Below are 16,554 nucleotides of genomic sequence, written 5' to 3'. Positions count from 1 at the left end.
TATGAAACCATCCCTCACCCTAATTTTTTTCCTGTTTCTTTTTCCTGTTTTATCGCAAACTAAATTTAGAAAAGGCGAGTTCAATCTTATTTTTTATAATTTGGAGAACTTGTTTGATACTTATGACGATCCGTTGATCAATGATAATGAATTTTTACCTCAGGGAGATCGACACTGGACAAAGAAAAGATTTCATCAGAAATTAGCTGGAACGAGCAAAGTAATATTAAGTTCGTGTAATTTCTCAGTTCCTGATATTGTTGGGGTGTGTGAAGTTGAAAATCGATTTGTGCTTGAAGAACTTGTTGAAAATACGCCTCTTAAGAAGTTTGAGTATCGAATTATTCACAAAGATTCTCCTGATGCCAGAGGCATTGATGTGGCATTACTGTATCGAGCAGAGAGATGTATTCCTTTATTTTTTGAATATATACCGTTGAAAGATGATGATGGTCAATTAATACGTTCAAGAGAAATTTTATATGCATGCTTTCAGTTACAGCCGAAAGATACAATTCATGTATTTTTCAATCATTGGCCCTCAAGATATGGCGGATTAATGGAGACAGAGGCCAAGCGAATCGTTGCAGCAAAAAACTTACTTACAAAGATAAATCAGTTAAAGAAACGATATCATCACCCAAAGGTGATTATTATGGGTGATTTCAATGATGAACCTCAAAGTCCAAGCATTTCAAAGTGGTTGGCTGCAGCTAAACATGATAATCCGCCTATCGACGGTGAAATTGTAAATCTCTCAGCACAATGGAAAAATAAAGGAACGCTCAAGCATCAGCAGAGTTGGGCGGTTTTTGACCAGGTTATGGTAAGTGATTATTTATTAAATGACTCACACCAGTGGATCACAAAAAGTTCATTTGCTGAAATTATTGAGCAAGATTTTTTATTGGAAGATGACGAAAAATTTCAGGGTAAAAAGTTATTTCGCACATATAACGGTTTTAAATACCACGGTGGATTTAGTGATCATCTTCCAGTTCGACTTAAATTAACTTACTCAGATTGATTGCCGATTGGTTCTAATCCCAGTTCTTTAGCCTTTTTAAGCATGAATGAATACGCCTCTTCGTAATTGTTATGAATTTCACCATCCAAGATTGCATCTTTAATTGCAGCTTTGATAATGCCGACTTCGCGAGAAGGACTTAAGCCAAAAACTTCCATTATTTCTTCTCCAGAAACTGGTGGTTGAAAATTACGAATATGATCTCGTTCTTCCAGATCTTTTAATTTTTCACGGACCAGCTGGAAGTTTTTCAGGTAGCGTTTTTCCTTTTCACTATTTTTTGAAGTGATGTCGGCTTCACATAGTGTCATCAAATCATCAATATCGTCTCCCGCTTCGAAAAGTAAGCGGCGAACTGCTGAGTCCGTTACTTCCTCTTCTGAAAGAACGATTGGTCGCATATGCAGCGAAACCATCTTCTGAACATACTTCATTTTTTCATTGAGCGGAAGTTTCATTCGGCGAAAGATACCAGGTATCATTTTGGCTCCCACAAAATTGTGTGCGTGAAAAGTCCATCCTAACTTTGGGATGAAGCGTTTGGTTCTTGGTTTGGCAATATCATGCAATAATGCTGACCAGCGAAGCCAAAGATTATCGGTGTTCGGAACAATACGATCCAGTACCTCCAATGTATGAAGAAAGTTGTCTTTGTGGCCAATGCCTCCAATTTCCTGCCGCCCTTTCATGGCAGCCAATTCAGGGAAGATGATATCAAGCAGTCCGCATTTATCTAATAGTTTAAATCCTTTGGATGGGTTGTCTGATAAAATAATTTTATTCATCTCATCCATGATGCGTTCTTTTGAAACGATTTTAATACGCTCCTTATTCGCGCAAATTGCTTCAATGGTGCTACTTTCAATAATAAAATTGAGCTGTGTTGAGAAGCGAATAGCACGCATCATTCGCAGGGGATCATCTGAGAACGTAATTCCAGGATCGAGCGGAGTTCGAATTATTTTCCGTTTAAGATCTGCAACCCCGTCAAAAGGATCGATCAGTTCACCAAATCTATCTGAGTTGAGGCAAATTGCTAAAGCATTAATTGTAAAGTCTCTTCTTTTTTGGTCATCTTCTAAAGTGCCACTTTCGACAGAAGGCTTTCTTGAATCTTCTTGATAGGATTCCTTTCGTGCACCGACAAATTCAACTTCCAACCCTTCATATTTCAACATTGCTGTTCCAAATGTCTTGAATATGCTAACTGGTAATTTTGGGCTAATCCGTTTGGCAACTTTCTTTGCAAGCTCAATTCCGCTGCCCAAAGTGACGACATCAATATCAGGTGAATTTCGTTTTAAAAGGATATCTCTGACAAAACCACCGATCACAAAAGATTCTTGTCCCAACAGATCTGCCTCTTCTGAAATGATTGTAAATATTGGGTGTTTAAGATGTTTTTTCATGAAAAAATATTCAGTTCGTTATAAAACTGACTTTAAATACTATGACATTTTGTTTTAAACCGTGACAAAATTACAATTATTTCTATACCTTGTGTGAAGAATGAACCAATAAATATATTGGCATAATCATTGATATGCATATATCTAAAAATGTATATATTTATAATCTAAAAATAATTACCATGTTAGAACATTTAACGAAAGACACATTTAAAGAGAAAGTTTTCAATTTTGAACAAAATAAAGATTGGAAATACGAAGGTGAAGTTCCTTGTTTAATCGACTTTTATGCAGATTGGTGTGGCCCATGTAAAATGGTTGCTCCATTGTTGGAAGAGTTACAAAAAGAGTATGGTGACTCGTTAAAAATTTATAAAGTTGATACTGAAGAACAGCGCGAATTAGCAGGAATGTTTGGTATTCAGAGTATCCCTTCATTATTGTTTGTCCCGAAGGATGGACAACCACAAATGGCTCAGGGAGCATTGCCGAAGGACACATTTGTTCAGGCAATTGCAGAAGTACTGAAAGTTGAGAAGCCAGCTGTAAATTAAGAAAATTCCAATTGGACACTTACCTGTTAAAGGATTTTCAGGATCTTTTCAAGATGAATGCCTCGGGAACCTTTAATAAGGATTAAGTTATCTTCCAATAGTTTTTGTTGATATAGGTAGTCTATAAGAAGTTCGACTTGTTCGAACTTCTTTGTTTTTATACCTGTTGAGGTGGTTGCAAATATGCCACCTACCAAAATGATATTATCAAGCTTTTCAGCTTCCAGTAAATCGACAATTCGTTGATGCTCTTCTTGTGTGTCATTTCCTAATTCAAGCATGTCGCCTAAAATAACTGTTTTATGAGTGGCATTAATTGAAAAGAAGTTTTTTAATGATGCCTCCATACTTGTAGGATTCGCATTATAGGCATCCATGATGATTTTTTTATTCTTTTTCTCAATCAGCTGTGATCGGTTATTGGTTGGTTGATACTTCAAAATTGAATCTTGAATCGCTAGTGGATCCACGTCGAATTCAAGACCAACTCTAGCTGCGGTCAATATGTTTTCGAAGTTATAAGCTCCGATAAGTCTTGATTTTAGATATAGCCATCCTTTGGGGAATAGGGCTTTAACGGTGAGAAAGTATCCTGACTCCTCTGCTTGGCCTTTTAAATCGGCACTTGTATTTTTTCCGTAGGATAGTTGTTTTAAGCCAATAGCTTGCTTAATAAGTAATTCATTGTCTGCATTAATAAAACATGGAGCACCTTTTTTTCGAAGAAAGTCATACAATTCGGACTTGGTTTTTATGACTCCCTCAAATGAGCCAAATCCCTCCAAATGAGCTTTCCCAATATTGGTAATTATTCCATAATTTGGTTCTGCAATTTCACATAGCTCTGCAATTTCACCCGGATGGTTAGCACCCATTTCGATGATTGCAATTTCAGTTTCTTTCTTTATTTGCAGTAAGGTTAATGGAACTCCGATATGATTATTAAAATTTCCTTGAGTAAAAGTTATCTGATATTTTTTCTGAAGAACAGCAGCAATTAGCTCTTTTGTTGTGGTTTTACCATTCGTTCCGGTAATACCAATAACGGGTATATCAAATTGATTACGATGGTAATTTGCTAATTTCTGTAGGCTCTCCAACACGTTGTCGACAACGATATGATTTTCTTTTCCGGACAATTTCTGGTCGTCAACAACAACGTAGGCAGCTCCTTTGTTTAATGCTTCTTGCGAAAACTTATTCCCATCAAAATTAGCCCCTTTTAACGCAAAAAAAATTGAATCCTTTTTGATGTCCCGTGTATCTGTTGATATCATAGGATACTTGCAAAAAATACTATAAAGTTGCTCTGTTGTCATAATTAGAAAAAAGAAAACCCCATTTTTTCAAATGAGGTTTTAATGTTTTTATATCTGATGATTAAAATCCTTCAGGGCTTCCAACACGGGTCATGGCACAACGGAATCCAAGGTCACTTGCAGAAGCATCTTCAGTAAGATATCTTCGAGTTCCTGGTATCAACCAATATGGTCTATCTTTCCACGAACCACCTTTGTAAACTCTAACGTCGTCAGTGATTAAAGAACTAAAGCTGTCATCTCCTTGAGCTTTCACATACATGTCGTCTGTAGAAAGTTGGTCTTTAATAGATTTCCAGTCTTGTCCTTCAATAATCTGATTGCTGTAATCACCGTCTTTAAAATTGCGATAATCAGCAACAGTATCTTTTATTAGTTCGCCGTATTCATCACGAACAAGATTTCCTTCAGCATCTCTTTTGTATTGAGTGAAAATATTACCACGGAAAGGTTGGAACTCATTAACATCAATTTGGTTTAATGGACGATAAACGTCAGCAACCCACTCATTAACATTACCAGCCATACAATATAACCCGTAGTCATTTGGTTCATATGAGAAAACAGGAGCTGTTATGTCAGCATTATCGTTTAATGCACCAGCCATACCCATCAAGTCACCTCGTCCACGAGTATAGTTTGCCATCATTTGTCCTCGTTCTTTTTTACCATCATTACGCAAATATGATCCATTCCATGGATATAATTTACGATCTGTAAGTAATTCTCCCTCTGCATTACCAATTAAACCATAGGCTGCATATTCCCATTCTGCTTCGGTTGGGAGGCGATAATCAGGAAACAAAATTCCATCTTCCCAGCGAATTCTTCTCGCATTTCCCGTAGCATCTTCCATTGGTTTGTCGCCATCGGTACCCTGATATAAGCCAGTCAGATAAGTTTCAGTAGTAAATGTATTTTGTCCTCCTTGTGTATTATCATTGGTCATAATCCCTTTTTGAATTAACAATTGCTCGTTAACCCTATCGGTACGCCATTTACAATAATCATTTGCCTGTTCCCAGCTAACACCAACTACAGGATAGTCACTGTAGGCAGGATGGCGCAAGTAATTATTAATGTATGGTTCATTATACGCTAATTCTTCTCTCCAAACCAAGGTGTCGGGTAAAGCACCCTCATATTTTTCCGGATTATTTGGGTAAACTCTGTTCAGCCAAAATAGATATTCGCGGTAATCCAGATTCGAAACTTCAGTTTCATCCATGTAAAAAGAAGCAACAGTTACTCGTCTTGGAGCGTTATCCCAGTTGTACATTACATCCTGTTCTACTCGTCCCATTGTAAACGTACCACCTTGGATAAAAACTAATCCGGGACCAGTAATTTGCTGATAATCATCGTCATTCTGGAAACCGCCATTGTCGGGATCGTTATAACTCCAACCCGTAGTGCGGGATGAATTTTTTTTGCTGCCGAAATCACCACCTTTGCCTAAAAGTCCGCAACCAGCTACGATTACAGCTAGTCCTAAAAATAATATGGCTTTGAATTTCATTGTCTTTTCGATTTCAGATTGGTTTTAATATTCACAAATATAACTAAATTGTTCAATTCTTATTGTTTGGCCATGACAACTTTTTAAGAAGAAATTGTTGATTTCTCTTTGTATTTTTGTCAACTCCTTGGATAAGTCTTGTAAGATTTTTGTTTTTATTTAACTCATAATTGACAACAATATTGCTATTCTATCCACGTTTCTTGAATGTATTTTGATTTATGCTGATGAAAAGATTTATACTTCTTGTTTTATATATTACTATATTCTATAGTCTGAGCGCTAAAGTTTTTCCCAGAAAGATTAATTGGATTGCGGAAACCGAAAACAACGTTCGAGTTGGGGCTCCTATCTTAGGAGGTATTTTGAATGATTACAACTTACCTGTTTACCAAGAGACCTTCACATTGGAGCAAAATGAAAATATTAGGATAATTAATCCTGTATTTTTAGATGTTAGCGAGAATGAGAATTTCAATAAATCTGCAATTTCACCGGAGTTTGTTGTTGATCCAGCGATTGTTTATTCATCAAATAGGAAGTCAGCCTGGATTGAATTTGTTCCATTAATTAAATATGGCGATCAGGTAAAAAAGTTGGTTTCTTTTGAAATTGAAACTTATTTGGATGAAACAAATAGGTTGAAGTCAGCAAAGGTTGAAGAGTTGTGGAAAACTTCATCAGTTTTATCATCCGGGAAATGGGTGAAAATTAGAACAGTGGACAGAGGGATTCACAAAATCACATTTGATCAGCTTGAAGCGTGGGGTTTTTCGAACCCTTCGAAAGTTAATTTATATGGAAATGGAGGTTTTATGCTTCCAAAAATGAATGATGATTTCTTTTATGATGATTTAGAGAAAAATGCAATTTGGCATGGGAAAGATGGAGGTAATAAAGATTGTCTGTTCTTTTACTCAACAGGAACAGTTAAATGGCTATTTGACGAATCGGATGGACTTTTTAAACAAGAATTGAACGACTACTCTGACTATGCTTATTACTTTTTAAGCGATGTTGGAGAATCTCGGTTTGTCGAAACAGTACCGGAGGAATCGGGCTCTGTTACTAGTGAAATTAATTCGTTTCAGGATTACAGTTATCTGGAGGAGGAAAAAGAAAATATAATAAAGTCTGGTAGACGTTGGTTTGGAGATAAATTTTCAAGAAATCAACAGCGAAGTTATTCATTCTCCATTAAAAATATAGATAATAGCCAGCCTGTTAAATTATTTATTGAAGGAGCGGCGCGGTCATCTCAAGCATCAACTTTTAATGTACAGTATGATGTTGTAAACGCGGGAACAATCAATTTTCAAGCGCTAAATACAGGAAATCTGGTCGATTTGCAAGCCTATGTCAGCAGTGGACTTTTTAGTATTGACGATCCTGCTTCCGATTTTGATATTGGGTTAAAGTATCAGGCATCTAATACTTCTGCACTGGGTTGGCTCGATTTTATAACTGTCAATGCACAGAGAAATTTAGTATTGGATAATGATCAGCTTGCTTTTCGCGATATCACGAGTATTGGTGAGGGGAATATTGTAAAATTCAACCTTTCTGTGTCGAACAGTAATCTGGAAGTTTGGGACGTTACTGATTATTTGAATCCCAAATCGATCGATAAAACAGTTACCGATGGGACTGCAAGTTTTAAAGTCTTGAATGACAAGCTGCACGAATATGTTGCATTTTATCCGGAAGGAGACATCCAGGAACCGGAAAAAGTTAATGATGTAGTGAATCAAAACTTACACCAACAAGATGTTAGTGAGTTGATAATTATTACGCATCCGAATTTTTTGAATCAAGCAAATGAATTAGCTGATTTCCATCGAAGTCTGGATGGAATGACCGTAAAAGTTCTAACACCTGAAGTTATCTATAATGAGTTTTCCAGTGGACAAATTGATATTGCTGGTATTCGAAATTTTCTTCGAATGTGTTACGACCGTAGCATTGAAGGATCTGGTTTAAAGTATGTGTTGTTTTTGGGTGATGGCAGCTACGATAATAAGAATATTTTAGGACATGGGAATAACTTTCTGCCGACTTATCAATCAGAAAATTCATTGGTTCCAACATCTTCATTTGTTACTGATGACTTCTTTGTTTTACTTGATAGAGGCGAGGGAGAATATGCTGGATTGATTGATCTGGGGGTTGGTCGAATTCCAGCAGGAACAGTTGCGGAAGCACAATTGATGATTCAAAAGATTAAGAATTATGTGGATGCTGTTTCATTGGGAGATTGGCGAAATGTTGTTTGTTTTATTGGAGATGATGAGGATAATAATACACATATGACTCAGGCCGAAGATTTGGCCAAGGTTGTCAATGAATCAAATCCTGCTTTTTACACCGACAAAATATACTTTGATGCTTACCAAGAAGAATCAACTCCTGGAGGAGAACGATATCCTGATGTTACCAATGCGATTAACAATCGTGTAAAAAACGGAGCACTTATTTTGAATTATACCGGACATGCAAATGAAACTTCTTTAGCACATGAGCGGGTCTTGGAAACTAATGATATCGATGGATGGTCTAATTACAACAGGCTCCCGATTTTTGTTACCGCAACTTGTGAAATCAGTCGTTTTGATTCTGATGAGAAATCAGGAGGAGAGCATATTCTATTCAATGCGAACGGAGGAGGAATTGGGCTGTTTAGTACGACCCGTTTGGTTTATTCAAATCCAAATTTCATACTAAACAAAGAATTTTACGAACATGTATTTAGTCAGGATGAGAACGGAGAAAATTTACGTATGGGTGAAATTATGAAGCGTTCCAAGAATGGTGTGAATACAGGAATCAATAAGCGAAATTTTACTCTTTTAGCAGATCCGGCTTTGAGGTTGTCATACCCAAAGTTCAAAGTTGTAACGGAGACGATTAACGGTGTTTCTGTAGATCAGGAGCTCGAAACGATTACCTCACTTTCTACAGTTACTATAACTGGACGGGTAACAGATCATACAGGAAATACACTGACGAATTTTGATGGAGAATTAATTCCGGTTGTATACGATAAAGCAGATACCGTTGAGACATTGGGTAATGGAGGAGAAGATCCAATGAGTTTCTCTATGCAAAGTAATATCATATATAAAGGTGTTGCTTCGGTTTCTCAAGGTAATTTTCAGTTTACTTTTATAGTTCCTAAAGATATTTCATACTCACTTGCTAATGGAAAGATCATCTATTATGCAGATAATGGAGAAGATGATGCTCAGGGGTATACAACTGATTTTTATATTGGAGGTTCATCTGGAATCGTAATTATTGATCAGGAAGGGCCTGAGATTAATTTGTTTTTGAATGATGAGAGTTTTAAGGATGGTGATGAAGTAGGAAAGAACCCAATTCTTTTTGCAAATGTGATGGATGAGCATGGGATCAATACTGTAGGAACTGGGATTGGGCATGATATTACTGCTGTTTTGGATGGCGATTTCAGTAATGTCGTTGTATTAAATGATTTTTATTTGTCGGATAGAGACAGTTATCAAAGTGGCCAGATTATATATCCTTTAAGAAACTTGAGTGTGGGAGGGCATACACTTAGAGTAAAAGTTTGGGATGTTTTAAATAATTCTTCTGAAGTTGAAATTCACTTTGTGGTGACCAGTAATCTTGAAATAGAGGAGGTTTCCTGTTATCCAAATCCAGTAACAGATTACACTAATTTTGTATTCAAACATAACCGGCCCGACGAATCCTTTGATACAACTGTTGAAGTTTTTGATATGTCCGGAAGTTTGCTGGATATCTTAAATCAACGGGTAGGATCATCGGGCGATGATAGTTTGCCAATGCTTTGGCAGGTTACTAACAGTACGCTTTTGTACAGGAGTGGAGCATATTTATACCGTATTACTATTGTGGCCGACGACGGTGCCAGTGCCGCAAAAACAGGGCGAATGATTATTTCCAGATATTAATGTAAAGGATAAATACTTTTTCTGAAAATATTTCGTTTTCATTTTTGGGTTTTCGAAATTGGGAACTCATGAACATTCATTTTATATTTGCAACTCAATTTTTGATACGATAAAGATGAAAAGATTACTAGCGATTTTTGTAGCTATCATGGGATTAGGGATTTTCTCGCAAAGTACGATGGCTCAATCAACTACAACCGGAGCAAATTATATAGCGACGGGAGTACCTTTTTTAACAATTGCACCTGATTCACGTGCTGGTGCGATGGGAGATGCCGGGGTGGCAACTTCTCCTGATATGAATTCACAACACTGGAATCCTTCGAAATATGCTTTTATAGAAAGTGAGATGGGAGTTGGGCTTTCTTATACTCCATGGCTTCGTAATTTAGTGGATGACATTAATTTGGCTTACCTGGTGGGATATAAGAAATTAGATGACATGCAAACGGTAAGTGCTTCTCTTCGGTATTTTTCATTGGGTGACATAACATTTATGAGTGAATATGGTGAAGTTCAGGGACAGCAAAGTCCAAATGAATTTGCCTTTGATGTGGCCTATACGCGTTTACTTTCAGAAAATTTTTCTGGTGGTGTTGCATTACGCTATATCCGTTCAGACTTGACCGGAGGTCAATTAATAAATGGAGTAGAATCACATGCTGGAAATTCGTATGCTGCAGACATCTCGTTCTATTATCAGAATGAGTTTCGTGTAAATAGAAAAGAATCTGTGTTTTCGGCAGGGATCAATATTTCGAATATTGGTGCAAAAATTTCTTATACTGAAGGAGCAACAAAAGACTTTATCCCGACTAACTTGAGATTAGGTGCTGGTTACAAAACAGAATTAGATACTTATAATACAATCTCATTTAATGTTGACCTTAATAAATTGTTGGTTCCAACACCAAGTCTAGCTGATTCTATTGGTGGTGATGGTGTAATAGTTGGTGGAGGATTTAGTGAAGATAAATCTGTAATTGCAGGTATGTTCAGTTCTTTTGGTGATGCACCGGGAGGATTCAAGGAAGAACTTCAGGAAATTAATGTATCACTAGGTGTTGAATATGTATATAATGAGCAGTTTGCTTTACGTGCAGGTTATTTTTATGAAAATGAAAATAAGGGAAATAGAAAATTTTTGACGGCAGGTGCTGGTTTGAAATTGAACGTTTTTGCACTTGATTTTTCATACCTGGTTCCAACAGAGCGAAACCACCCACTCGAGAATACGCTTAGGTTCTCGTTATCTTTCGACTTCGAGGCATTTAATCGCCAACGACGGTAATGAATTTTAGAATTGGATACGGATATGATGTGCACCGCCTTGCTGAAGGAGAAACCCTTTGGTTAGGCGGTGTTCTTATTCCACACGATAAAGGTACTGTTGCCCATTCGGATGGGGATGTACTGATTCATGCATTATGCGATGCGATGCTTGGTGCAGCGAAAATGCGTGACATTGGCTATCATTTTCCTGATAATTCTTCCGACTATAAAAATATAGATAGTAAACTATTATTAGCGAAATCGAAAGATTTAATTCGGGGGAAAGGTTATTTGATTGGCAATTTGGACATTACAATTGCTGCTCAAAAACCCAAGCTGAAAGATTATATTCCAGATATGGAACAGGCATTAGCGAAAGTTTTAGATGTAGATGTAGATGTAGTATCTATTAAAGCGACAACAACTGAGCAGATGGGTTTTGAAGGGAGAGAAGAGGGGATTTCTGCACATGCTGTCGTATTGATATACAAAGCATAATTAATATTAAAATTTGCTTGAAAATTATGAAGAAAACTTTAGTAATCGGTGCAAGCGAGAAAGCTGAAAGATATTCAAATAAAGCAATTCGGGCTCTCAGGAGTCACGGTCATCCTGTTGTTGCAATTGCACCCAGGGAAGGTAAGGTCGAAGACGTAATTTTTGAAACCGAGCAAGTAGAATTTGAAGGTGTCAATACCGTTACTCTATATATTGGTGCACCTATTCAGCAAAAATATGCGGACTACCTCGTTAAATTGAAACCTAAACGGGTTATTTTTAATCCGGGCACAGAGAACGGTGAATTAGAGCAAGAATTGAATAATTCTGGTATATATACCGAACGTGCTTGCACGCTGGTTTTATTAAGTGTAGGATCATATTAATGTTTGTCGAAATCACACAAAAAAATCAGCTCGAATCCTTCATTAAGGAAAGATCTGCTGCCTTGGTTTATTTTTCAACCGATGAGTGTAATGTTTGCAAGGTCTTAAAGCCCAAAATTCAGGAGCTTATCGTAGGTAATTTCCCCCAAATTGCATTGGTCTATATCAACATAAACAAGGCTCCTGATATAGCTGCACATTATCGAGTATTTGTTGCTCCTACTTTGGTTATCTTCTTTGAAGATAGGGAGTTATTGCGGAAAAGTAGAAGCTTCGGAATTTACGAATTGGAGCAGGAATTGAACAGACCCTATCACCTCTTGTTTTCATAATTTCTTTGAGGTATAGACAAATAAGCGTATTTTTAACTGACTATTATTTAATACCTCAGAATTGAAAGGGACGATTAAAAAAACGTTGCTGCTTTTTGCGTTTGCAGTTGTTTTTTCAGGCATTGGTTTCGGCCAAAATGCCCGAGTTGACAGCATTGCTAAAAATTTGTCTGGTCTCGGGGATGTTCAGTTAGCAGAAGCATATCTAGAACTAGCTAAAGAATATCTTTATATTTCTCCATTAAAAACTATTGAGTTTGGCAAACTTGCTCTAAGAATTAGCCTTGATCAAGGTGATGAAGCAGGAGAGAGTTCTGCTAATTTGTTGATAGGTGCGGGGCATTTGTTTACCGGTAATTTTGAGGAAGGCCGAGAGTTTTCAGAAAAAGGGTTGGATGCCGCCTATAAGTTAGATAATGCCGAGAATATTTCAATTGGCCTTAATTCTATGGCTGTTTATTATATGAATGTTGGAGATTATGATACTGCAATAGAATATTTCGAGGAATCTTTAGATAAGGCAGAGGAAGCCGGTTTAGAGGATCGGGCTGCAAGTGTCCGGTTTAATTTGGGAAGTATTTATACAAATAAAGGAGAACGGACGAAAGGATTAAAGTACTTGTCGGAGGCGCTAAAATATTTCGAAAAAAAGGGAGACACAAAAATTACCACGCGTATTTACAATAATATTGCTGTGAATTATCATTCGTGGGGTATGTATGATGAAGCTCTTACCTATTACCAGCAAGCCTATAAAATGTATTCTGATTCTAACGATATTGTTGGGAAAGTCGTTGTCCTTAATAATATTGCTGAAATTCATAAGGATCAGTCTCAATTTGATAAAGCCATTAAAATCTTTGGTGATATTATCGAAATTGCTGACAGTGCAGACATTGGTGGGTATTACAAAGCGTTTGGATGGGTTGGCTTGGCAGAATCATATATATTGCTTAAAGACTATGCAAAAGCGCGTTTGAATGCTCAAAAAGCTCTTAAAGTATTTGAAGAAACCAGCATGCAGGAAGGCATTGGCAATAGTAAGCTTGTTTTAGCTCAGGTTTATTTGCATGAGGAGAATTTTTATGAAGCACTTCTGTTATGCGAAGCCTGTATTGAGATTGGAAAAAATACTGGAATTAAGGAGTTACTGCAAAGAAGCTATTTGGTGAAGTCGAAAGTTTTTGAAAAATCCAATCAATTTGAACTGGCCTTGAATGCCTATCGGAACTACGCTCAGTTGTCTGATACTTTGTATGAAGAAAAACACCGCACAGAGTTGGCTCAGCTTCGTGCAGAACTCGACGTGAATGAGAAGGAGAGTGAAATAGAACTTCTGCAAAAGGATAATGAAATTAAGGATTTGCAGATTACCCGTCAAAAAAGTCAAACCCGGTTCCTTATAATTGGCTTAGGATTATTGGTTGTGGTTTTTATGTTGACGCTCATTTATAGTAAAACACGTAAAAAAGCGAATGAACTTCTTCAGTTGATGAATAAGCAGATTTATGACCAGCATGAGGAGTTGAAGCGTGTTAATGATACGAAAGATAAATTCATGTCAATTATCGGTCATGATCTTCGTAATCCAATTGGTGCTTTTAAAGATGTGGTAAGTCAATTGGCAGATTACCCGGAGATGTTCTCTGATGAGCTGCGGACTCAAATACTAAATGAACTTAGAGTTGAAGCGGAAAGCACCTACTTTTTGCTTGACAACTTGTTGTCATGGGCTAAAAGCCAGAAAAGCTCTATTAAGTTTGAGCCAGACAAAGTTGATCTTAAGTCTTCCATCAATAATAACATCTTGCTAAACTCACGCTTTTCGGAAGGGAAAAAGATTCACCTGGATGCAGACATTCAGGAAGGACATTATGTATATGCCGATCAGAATATGGTGAATTTGATACTGCGTAATTTGATTTCAAACGCGATTAAATTTACTCCGGAGGATGGTAAAATTAAAGTGACAACTTTTGAAAATGGGGAGTTCGTAAAAGTTTCAATTCAGGATACCGGAGTCGGAATTCCCAAAAAAGACCTGCCTCGTCTTTTCGAAGAAGATAACCACATTACTACTTATGGAACCAACCATGAAAAAGGTTCAGGCTTGGGGCTGTTGCTTTGCAAAGAGTTTGTAGATAAGAATGGCGGTAAAATATGGGTGGATTCCAAGGTTGGAGAAGGAACAACTTTCTCATTTACCTTAAAAAAATTACCAGCCTAGGTTCAATCAAAATAGCTTGTTAATCAATCCCTGATCTGCTTCGTTGGGCAAAGTCACTTTTAGAAGATTATTCTCTTTCATCGCTCTTTTTATCGCGAATTTTGAGGCACTGTTGCCTGCCCAATTCCTTCGTGCAATCCCATTGTTTACATCCCAATGGAGCATGTTTTGAATTTGCGTATCTGAATTAGGGCTACCATCGATAGTCATTCCGAAACCTCCATTGATGGACTCTCCCCAGCCAACGCCACCTCCATTGTGGATCGATACCCAGCTTGCACCTCTGAATGAATCACCTATCACATTTTGAATGGCCATATCTGCGGTGAATGATGATCCGTCGTAAATATTTGAAGTTTCGCGATACGGAGAATCCGTGCCGGAAACATCATGATGATCTCGCCCCAATACAATTGGAGCAGAAATTTCGCCATTGTTGATGGCCTCATTGAAAGCTTTTGCAATTTTTATACGGCCTTCAGCATCTGCATATAAAATTCGTGCCTGTGAACCTACCACCAGTTTATTTTTTCCAGCCTCTTCTATCCAGTGGATGTTATCTTCTAACTGTGATTTGATTTCTTCTGGAGCATTTTTGGCAATTTCTTTCAGGACATTGAATGCTATTTGATCTGTTTTCTGTAAATCCTCTTCTTTCCCAGATGTACAAACCCAGCGGAAAGGTCCAAAACCATAATCAAAGAAAAGTGGACCCATTATATCCTGCACATACGATGGATAAAGAAAGTTTCCATCACTTTTAAATACATTGGCGCCAGCACGTCCTGCCTCCAACAAAAAAGCATTCCCATAATCCCAAAAGTACATGCCTTTTGCAGTCATCTCATTAATCGCATTAACATGTCTGCGTAATGATTTTTGGACTTCTTTCTTAAATTTATCAGGTTGTTCTACCATCATCTTGTTTGATTCCTCAAAGCATAGTCCGGCAGGGTAGTATCCCCCTGCAAATGGATTGTGTAATGAAGTTTGATCCGATCCTAAATCGATATGAATGTCAGATTTTGCAAGTTTTTCCCACAAGTCAATTACATTTCCATGGTATGCCAATGAAACTCCTTCTTTTTTGTTTTTTGCGTCTGTAATTCGATCAATGAGTGAATCTAAATCAGAGAAAATTTCATCAACCCAACCTTGGGAATGTCTTGTCTCAACTGCTTTGATATTGATCTCGGCAACAACGCCAATCATCCCTGCAATTTTTGCAGCTTTGGGCTGAGCACCACTCATACCTCCTAATCCAGATGACACAAAAACTTTTCCCGCCATTTCATGGGCTCCTTGCAGTCTGGCTGCATTCATCACGGTGATTGTAGTACCATGAACGATTCCCTGCGGTCCGATATACATAAATGAGCCTGCTGTCATTTGTCCGTATTGAGTTACTCCCAACGCATTCATCCGTTCATAATCTTCTCTGTCCGAGTAATTCGGAACTACCATTCCGTTGGTGATAACCAAGCGTGGAGCATTTTTATGCGAAGGAAACAGACCCATTGGGTGACCAGAATAAAGAACCAAGGTCTGCTCGTCGGTCATTTCAGAGAGATATTTCATGCACAAGCGATATTGCGCCCAGTTTTGGAATACGGCACCATTCCCACCATAAGTTATTAATTCGTGGGGATGCTGCGCTACTGCATGATCCAGGTTGTTTTGAATCATTAACATGATGCTGGCAGCTTGTGTCGATTTTGCTGGATAATCCTTTATTGGTCGGGCTTTTAGTTTGTAGTTGGGACGAAGCCGATACATGTATATTCTACCGTAAGTTTGAAGTTCATATAGAAATTCAGGTGCCAATATGGCATGTTGCTTTTTTGGGAAATACCGCAATGCATTTTTTATTGCTAGTTTTTTTTCCTCGTTATTTAATATGTCTTTACGTTTAGGGGCGTGGTTTATGCCTTGTGCATAGGGTTTACGGGCAGGTAAAACGGATGGGATGCCTTCTATTAGAAGTGCCTGAAATTCTTTTTTATTCATGACCTTCGTTTTTTTGGTTCACCTTTTGAGACTATGTGTCTAACGACAAAA

At 37.6% G+C, this 16,554-nt stretch carries 12 protein-coding genes; 8 read left to right on the top strand and 4 right to left on the bottom strand.

Going from position 1 to position 16,554, the window contains the following annotated elements; genetic code table 11:
- The first annotated feature begins 1 nt into the window (after position 1).
- Positions 2 to 1,027 (top strand): endonuclease/exonuclease/phosphatase family protein, encoded by a 1,026-nt coding sequence (locus ACUNWD_RS08635; RefSeq protein ID WP_445587393.1) that lies wholly within the window; start codon positions 2 to 4, stop codon positions 1,025 to 1,027.
- On the opposite strand, the gene ACUNWD_RS08630 is transcribed toward ACUNWD_RS08635, so the two are convergent.
- Positions 1,015 to 2,436 carry a CCA tRNA nucleotidyltransferase gene (locus tag ACUNWD_RS08630; RefSeq protein WP_445587392.1) on the bottom strand — a complete coding sequence of 474 codons (1,422 nt, stop codon included), beginning with the start codon at positions 2,434 to 2,436 and terminating at the stop codon, positions 1,015 to 1,017. The genes ACUNWD_RS08635 and ACUNWD_RS08630 overlap by 13 nt on opposite strands.
- 182 nt (positions 2,437 to 2,618) lie before the next feature.
- Between ACUNWD_RS08630 and trxA the strand changes: the two genes are divergently transcribed.
- Positions 2,619 to 2,990, top strand: a complete 372-nt coding sequence (gene trxA / locus ACUNWD_RS08625) for a thioredoxin (RefSeq protein ID WP_445587391.1) — start codon at positions 2,619 to 2,621, stop codon at positions 2,988 to 2,990.
- A 26-nt stretch (positions 2,991 to 3,016) separates the two neighbouring features.
- Here the strand turns inward: trxA and ACUNWD_RS08620 are convergent, their stop codons facing one another.
- A complete protein-coding gene (locus ACUNWD_RS08620) occupies positions 3,017 to 4,309 on the bottom strand; it encodes a UDP-N-acetylmuramoyl-tripeptide--D-alanyl-D-alanine ligase (protein WP_445587390.1) in 1,293 nt (430 codons plus the stop codon).
- Positions 4,310 to 4,370: 61 nt separating this feature from the next.
- Positions 4,371 to 5,828, bottom strand: coding sequence for an SUMF1/EgtB/PvdO family nonheme iron enzyme (locus tag ACUNWD_RS08615; RefSeq protein ID WP_445587389.1), 1,458 nt, complete (start codon positions 5,826 to 5,828; stop codon positions 4,371 to 4,373).
- A 227-nt stretch (positions 5,829 to 6,055) separates the two neighbouring features.
- Between ACUNWD_RS08615 and porU the strand changes: the two genes are divergently transcribed.
- The 6 genes from porU to ACUNWD_RS08585 all read left to right on the top strand — a co-directional run bounded on the left by porU (position 6,056) and on the right by ACUNWD_RS08585 (position 14,496).
- Positions 6,056 to 9,781 carry a type IX secretion system sortase PorU gene (gene porU, locus ACUNWD_RS08610; protein WP_445587388.1) on the top strand — a complete coding sequence of 1,242 codons (3,726 nt, stop codon included), beginning with the start codon at positions 6,056 to 6,058 and terminating at the stop codon, positions 9,779 to 9,781.
- 115 nt (positions 9,782 to 9,896) lie between these two features.
- The gene (porV, locus tag ACUNWD_RS08605; protein WP_445587387.1) at positions 9,897 to 11,072 is read left to right on the top strand and encodes a type IX secretion system outer membrane channel protein PorV; all 1,176 of its coding nucleotides are present in this window, start codon (positions 9,897 to 9,899) and stop codon (positions 11,070 to 11,072) included.
- Complete coding sequence (gene ispF / locus ACUNWD_RS08600) at positions 11,072 to 11,551, top strand: 2-C-methyl-D-erythritol 2,4-cyclodiphosphate synthase (RefSeq protein WP_445587386.1); 480 nt, start codon at positions 11,072 to 11,074, stop codon at positions 11,549 to 11,551. Before porV ends, ispF begins: the two co-directional genes overlap by 1 nt.
- Before the next feature lie 26 nt (positions 11,552 to 11,577).
- Positions 11,578 to 11,937 (top strand): CoA-binding protein, encoded by a 360-nt coding sequence (locus tag ACUNWD_RS08595; RefSeq protein ID WP_445587385.1) that lies wholly within the window; start codon positions 11,578 to 11,580, stop codon positions 11,935 to 11,937.
- Entirely contained in the window at positions 11,937 to 12,269 is a 333-nt protein-coding gene (locus ACUNWD_RS08590) for a thioredoxin family protein (protein WP_445587384.1), read from the top strand. The genes ACUNWD_RS08595 and ACUNWD_RS08590 overlap by 1 nt, the downstream gene beginning before the upstream one ends.
- A gap of 61 nt (positions 12,270 to 12,330) precedes the next feature.
- Entirely contained in the window at positions 12,331 to 14,496 is a 2,166-nt protein-coding gene (locus tag ACUNWD_RS08585; protein ID WP_445587383.1) for a tetratricopeptide repeat protein, read from the top strand.
- 6 nt (positions 14,497 to 14,502) lie between these two features.
- On the opposite strand, the gene ACUNWD_RS08580 is transcribed toward ACUNWD_RS08585, so the two are convergent.
- Entirely contained in the window at positions 14,503 to 16,503 is a 2,001-nt protein-coding gene (locus tag ACUNWD_RS08580; RefSeq protein ID WP_445587382.1) for a urocanate hydratase, read from the bottom strand.
- Between the last annotated feature and the right edge of the window lie 51 nt (positions 16,504 to 16,554).

Source organism: Sunxiuqinia sp. A32 (assembly GCF_052690465.1).
Note: the sequence above shows the minus strand (reverse complement) of the source record. Positions and strands in the feature narration are given on the sequence as shown.

Bases quoted from the DNA above. Each gene is read 5' to 3' on its own strand.
- trxA (WP_445587391.1), top strand. From the start codon at position 2,619: ATGTTAGAACATTTAACGAAAGACACATTTAAAGAGAAAGTTTTCAAT.
- ispF (WP_445587386.1), top strand. From the start codon at position 11,072: ATGAATTTTAGAATTGGATACGGATATGATGTGCACCGCCTTGCTGAA.
- porV (WP_445587387.1), top strand. From the start codon at position 9,897: ATGAAAAGATTACTAGCGATTTTTGTAGCTATCATGGGATTAGGGATT.
- ACUNWD_RS08580 (WP_445587382.1), bottom strand. From the start codon at position 16,503: ATGAATAAAAAAGAATTTCAGGCACTTCTAATAGAAGGCATCCCATCC.
- ACUNWD_RS08630 (WP_445587392.1), bottom strand. From the start codon at position 2,436: ATGAAAAAACATCTTAAACACCCAATATTTACAATCATTTCAGAAGAG.
- ACUNWD_RS08620 (WP_445587390.1), bottom strand. From the start codon at position 4,309: ATGACAACAGAGCAACTTTATAGTATTTTTTGCAAGTATCCTATGATA.
- ACUNWD_RS08635 (WP_445587393.1), top strand. From the start codon at position 2: ATGAAACCATCCCTCACCCTAATTTTTTTCCTGTTTCTTTTTCCTGTT.
- porU (WP_445587388.1), top strand. From the start codon at position 6,056: ATGAAAAGATTTATACTTCTTGTTTTATATATTACTATATTCTATAGT.
- ACUNWD_RS08595 (WP_445587385.1), top strand. From the start codon at position 11,578: ATGAAGAAAACTTTAGTAATCGGTGCAAGCGAGAAAGCTGAAAGATAT.
- ACUNWD_RS08615 (WP_445587389.1), bottom strand. From the start codon at position 5,828: ATGAAATTCAAAGCCATATTATTTTTAGGACTAGCTGTAATCGTAGCT.
- ACUNWD_RS08590 (WP_445587384.1), top strand. From the start codon at position 11,937: ATGTTTGTCGAAATCACACAAAAAAATCAGCTCGAATCCTTCATTAAG.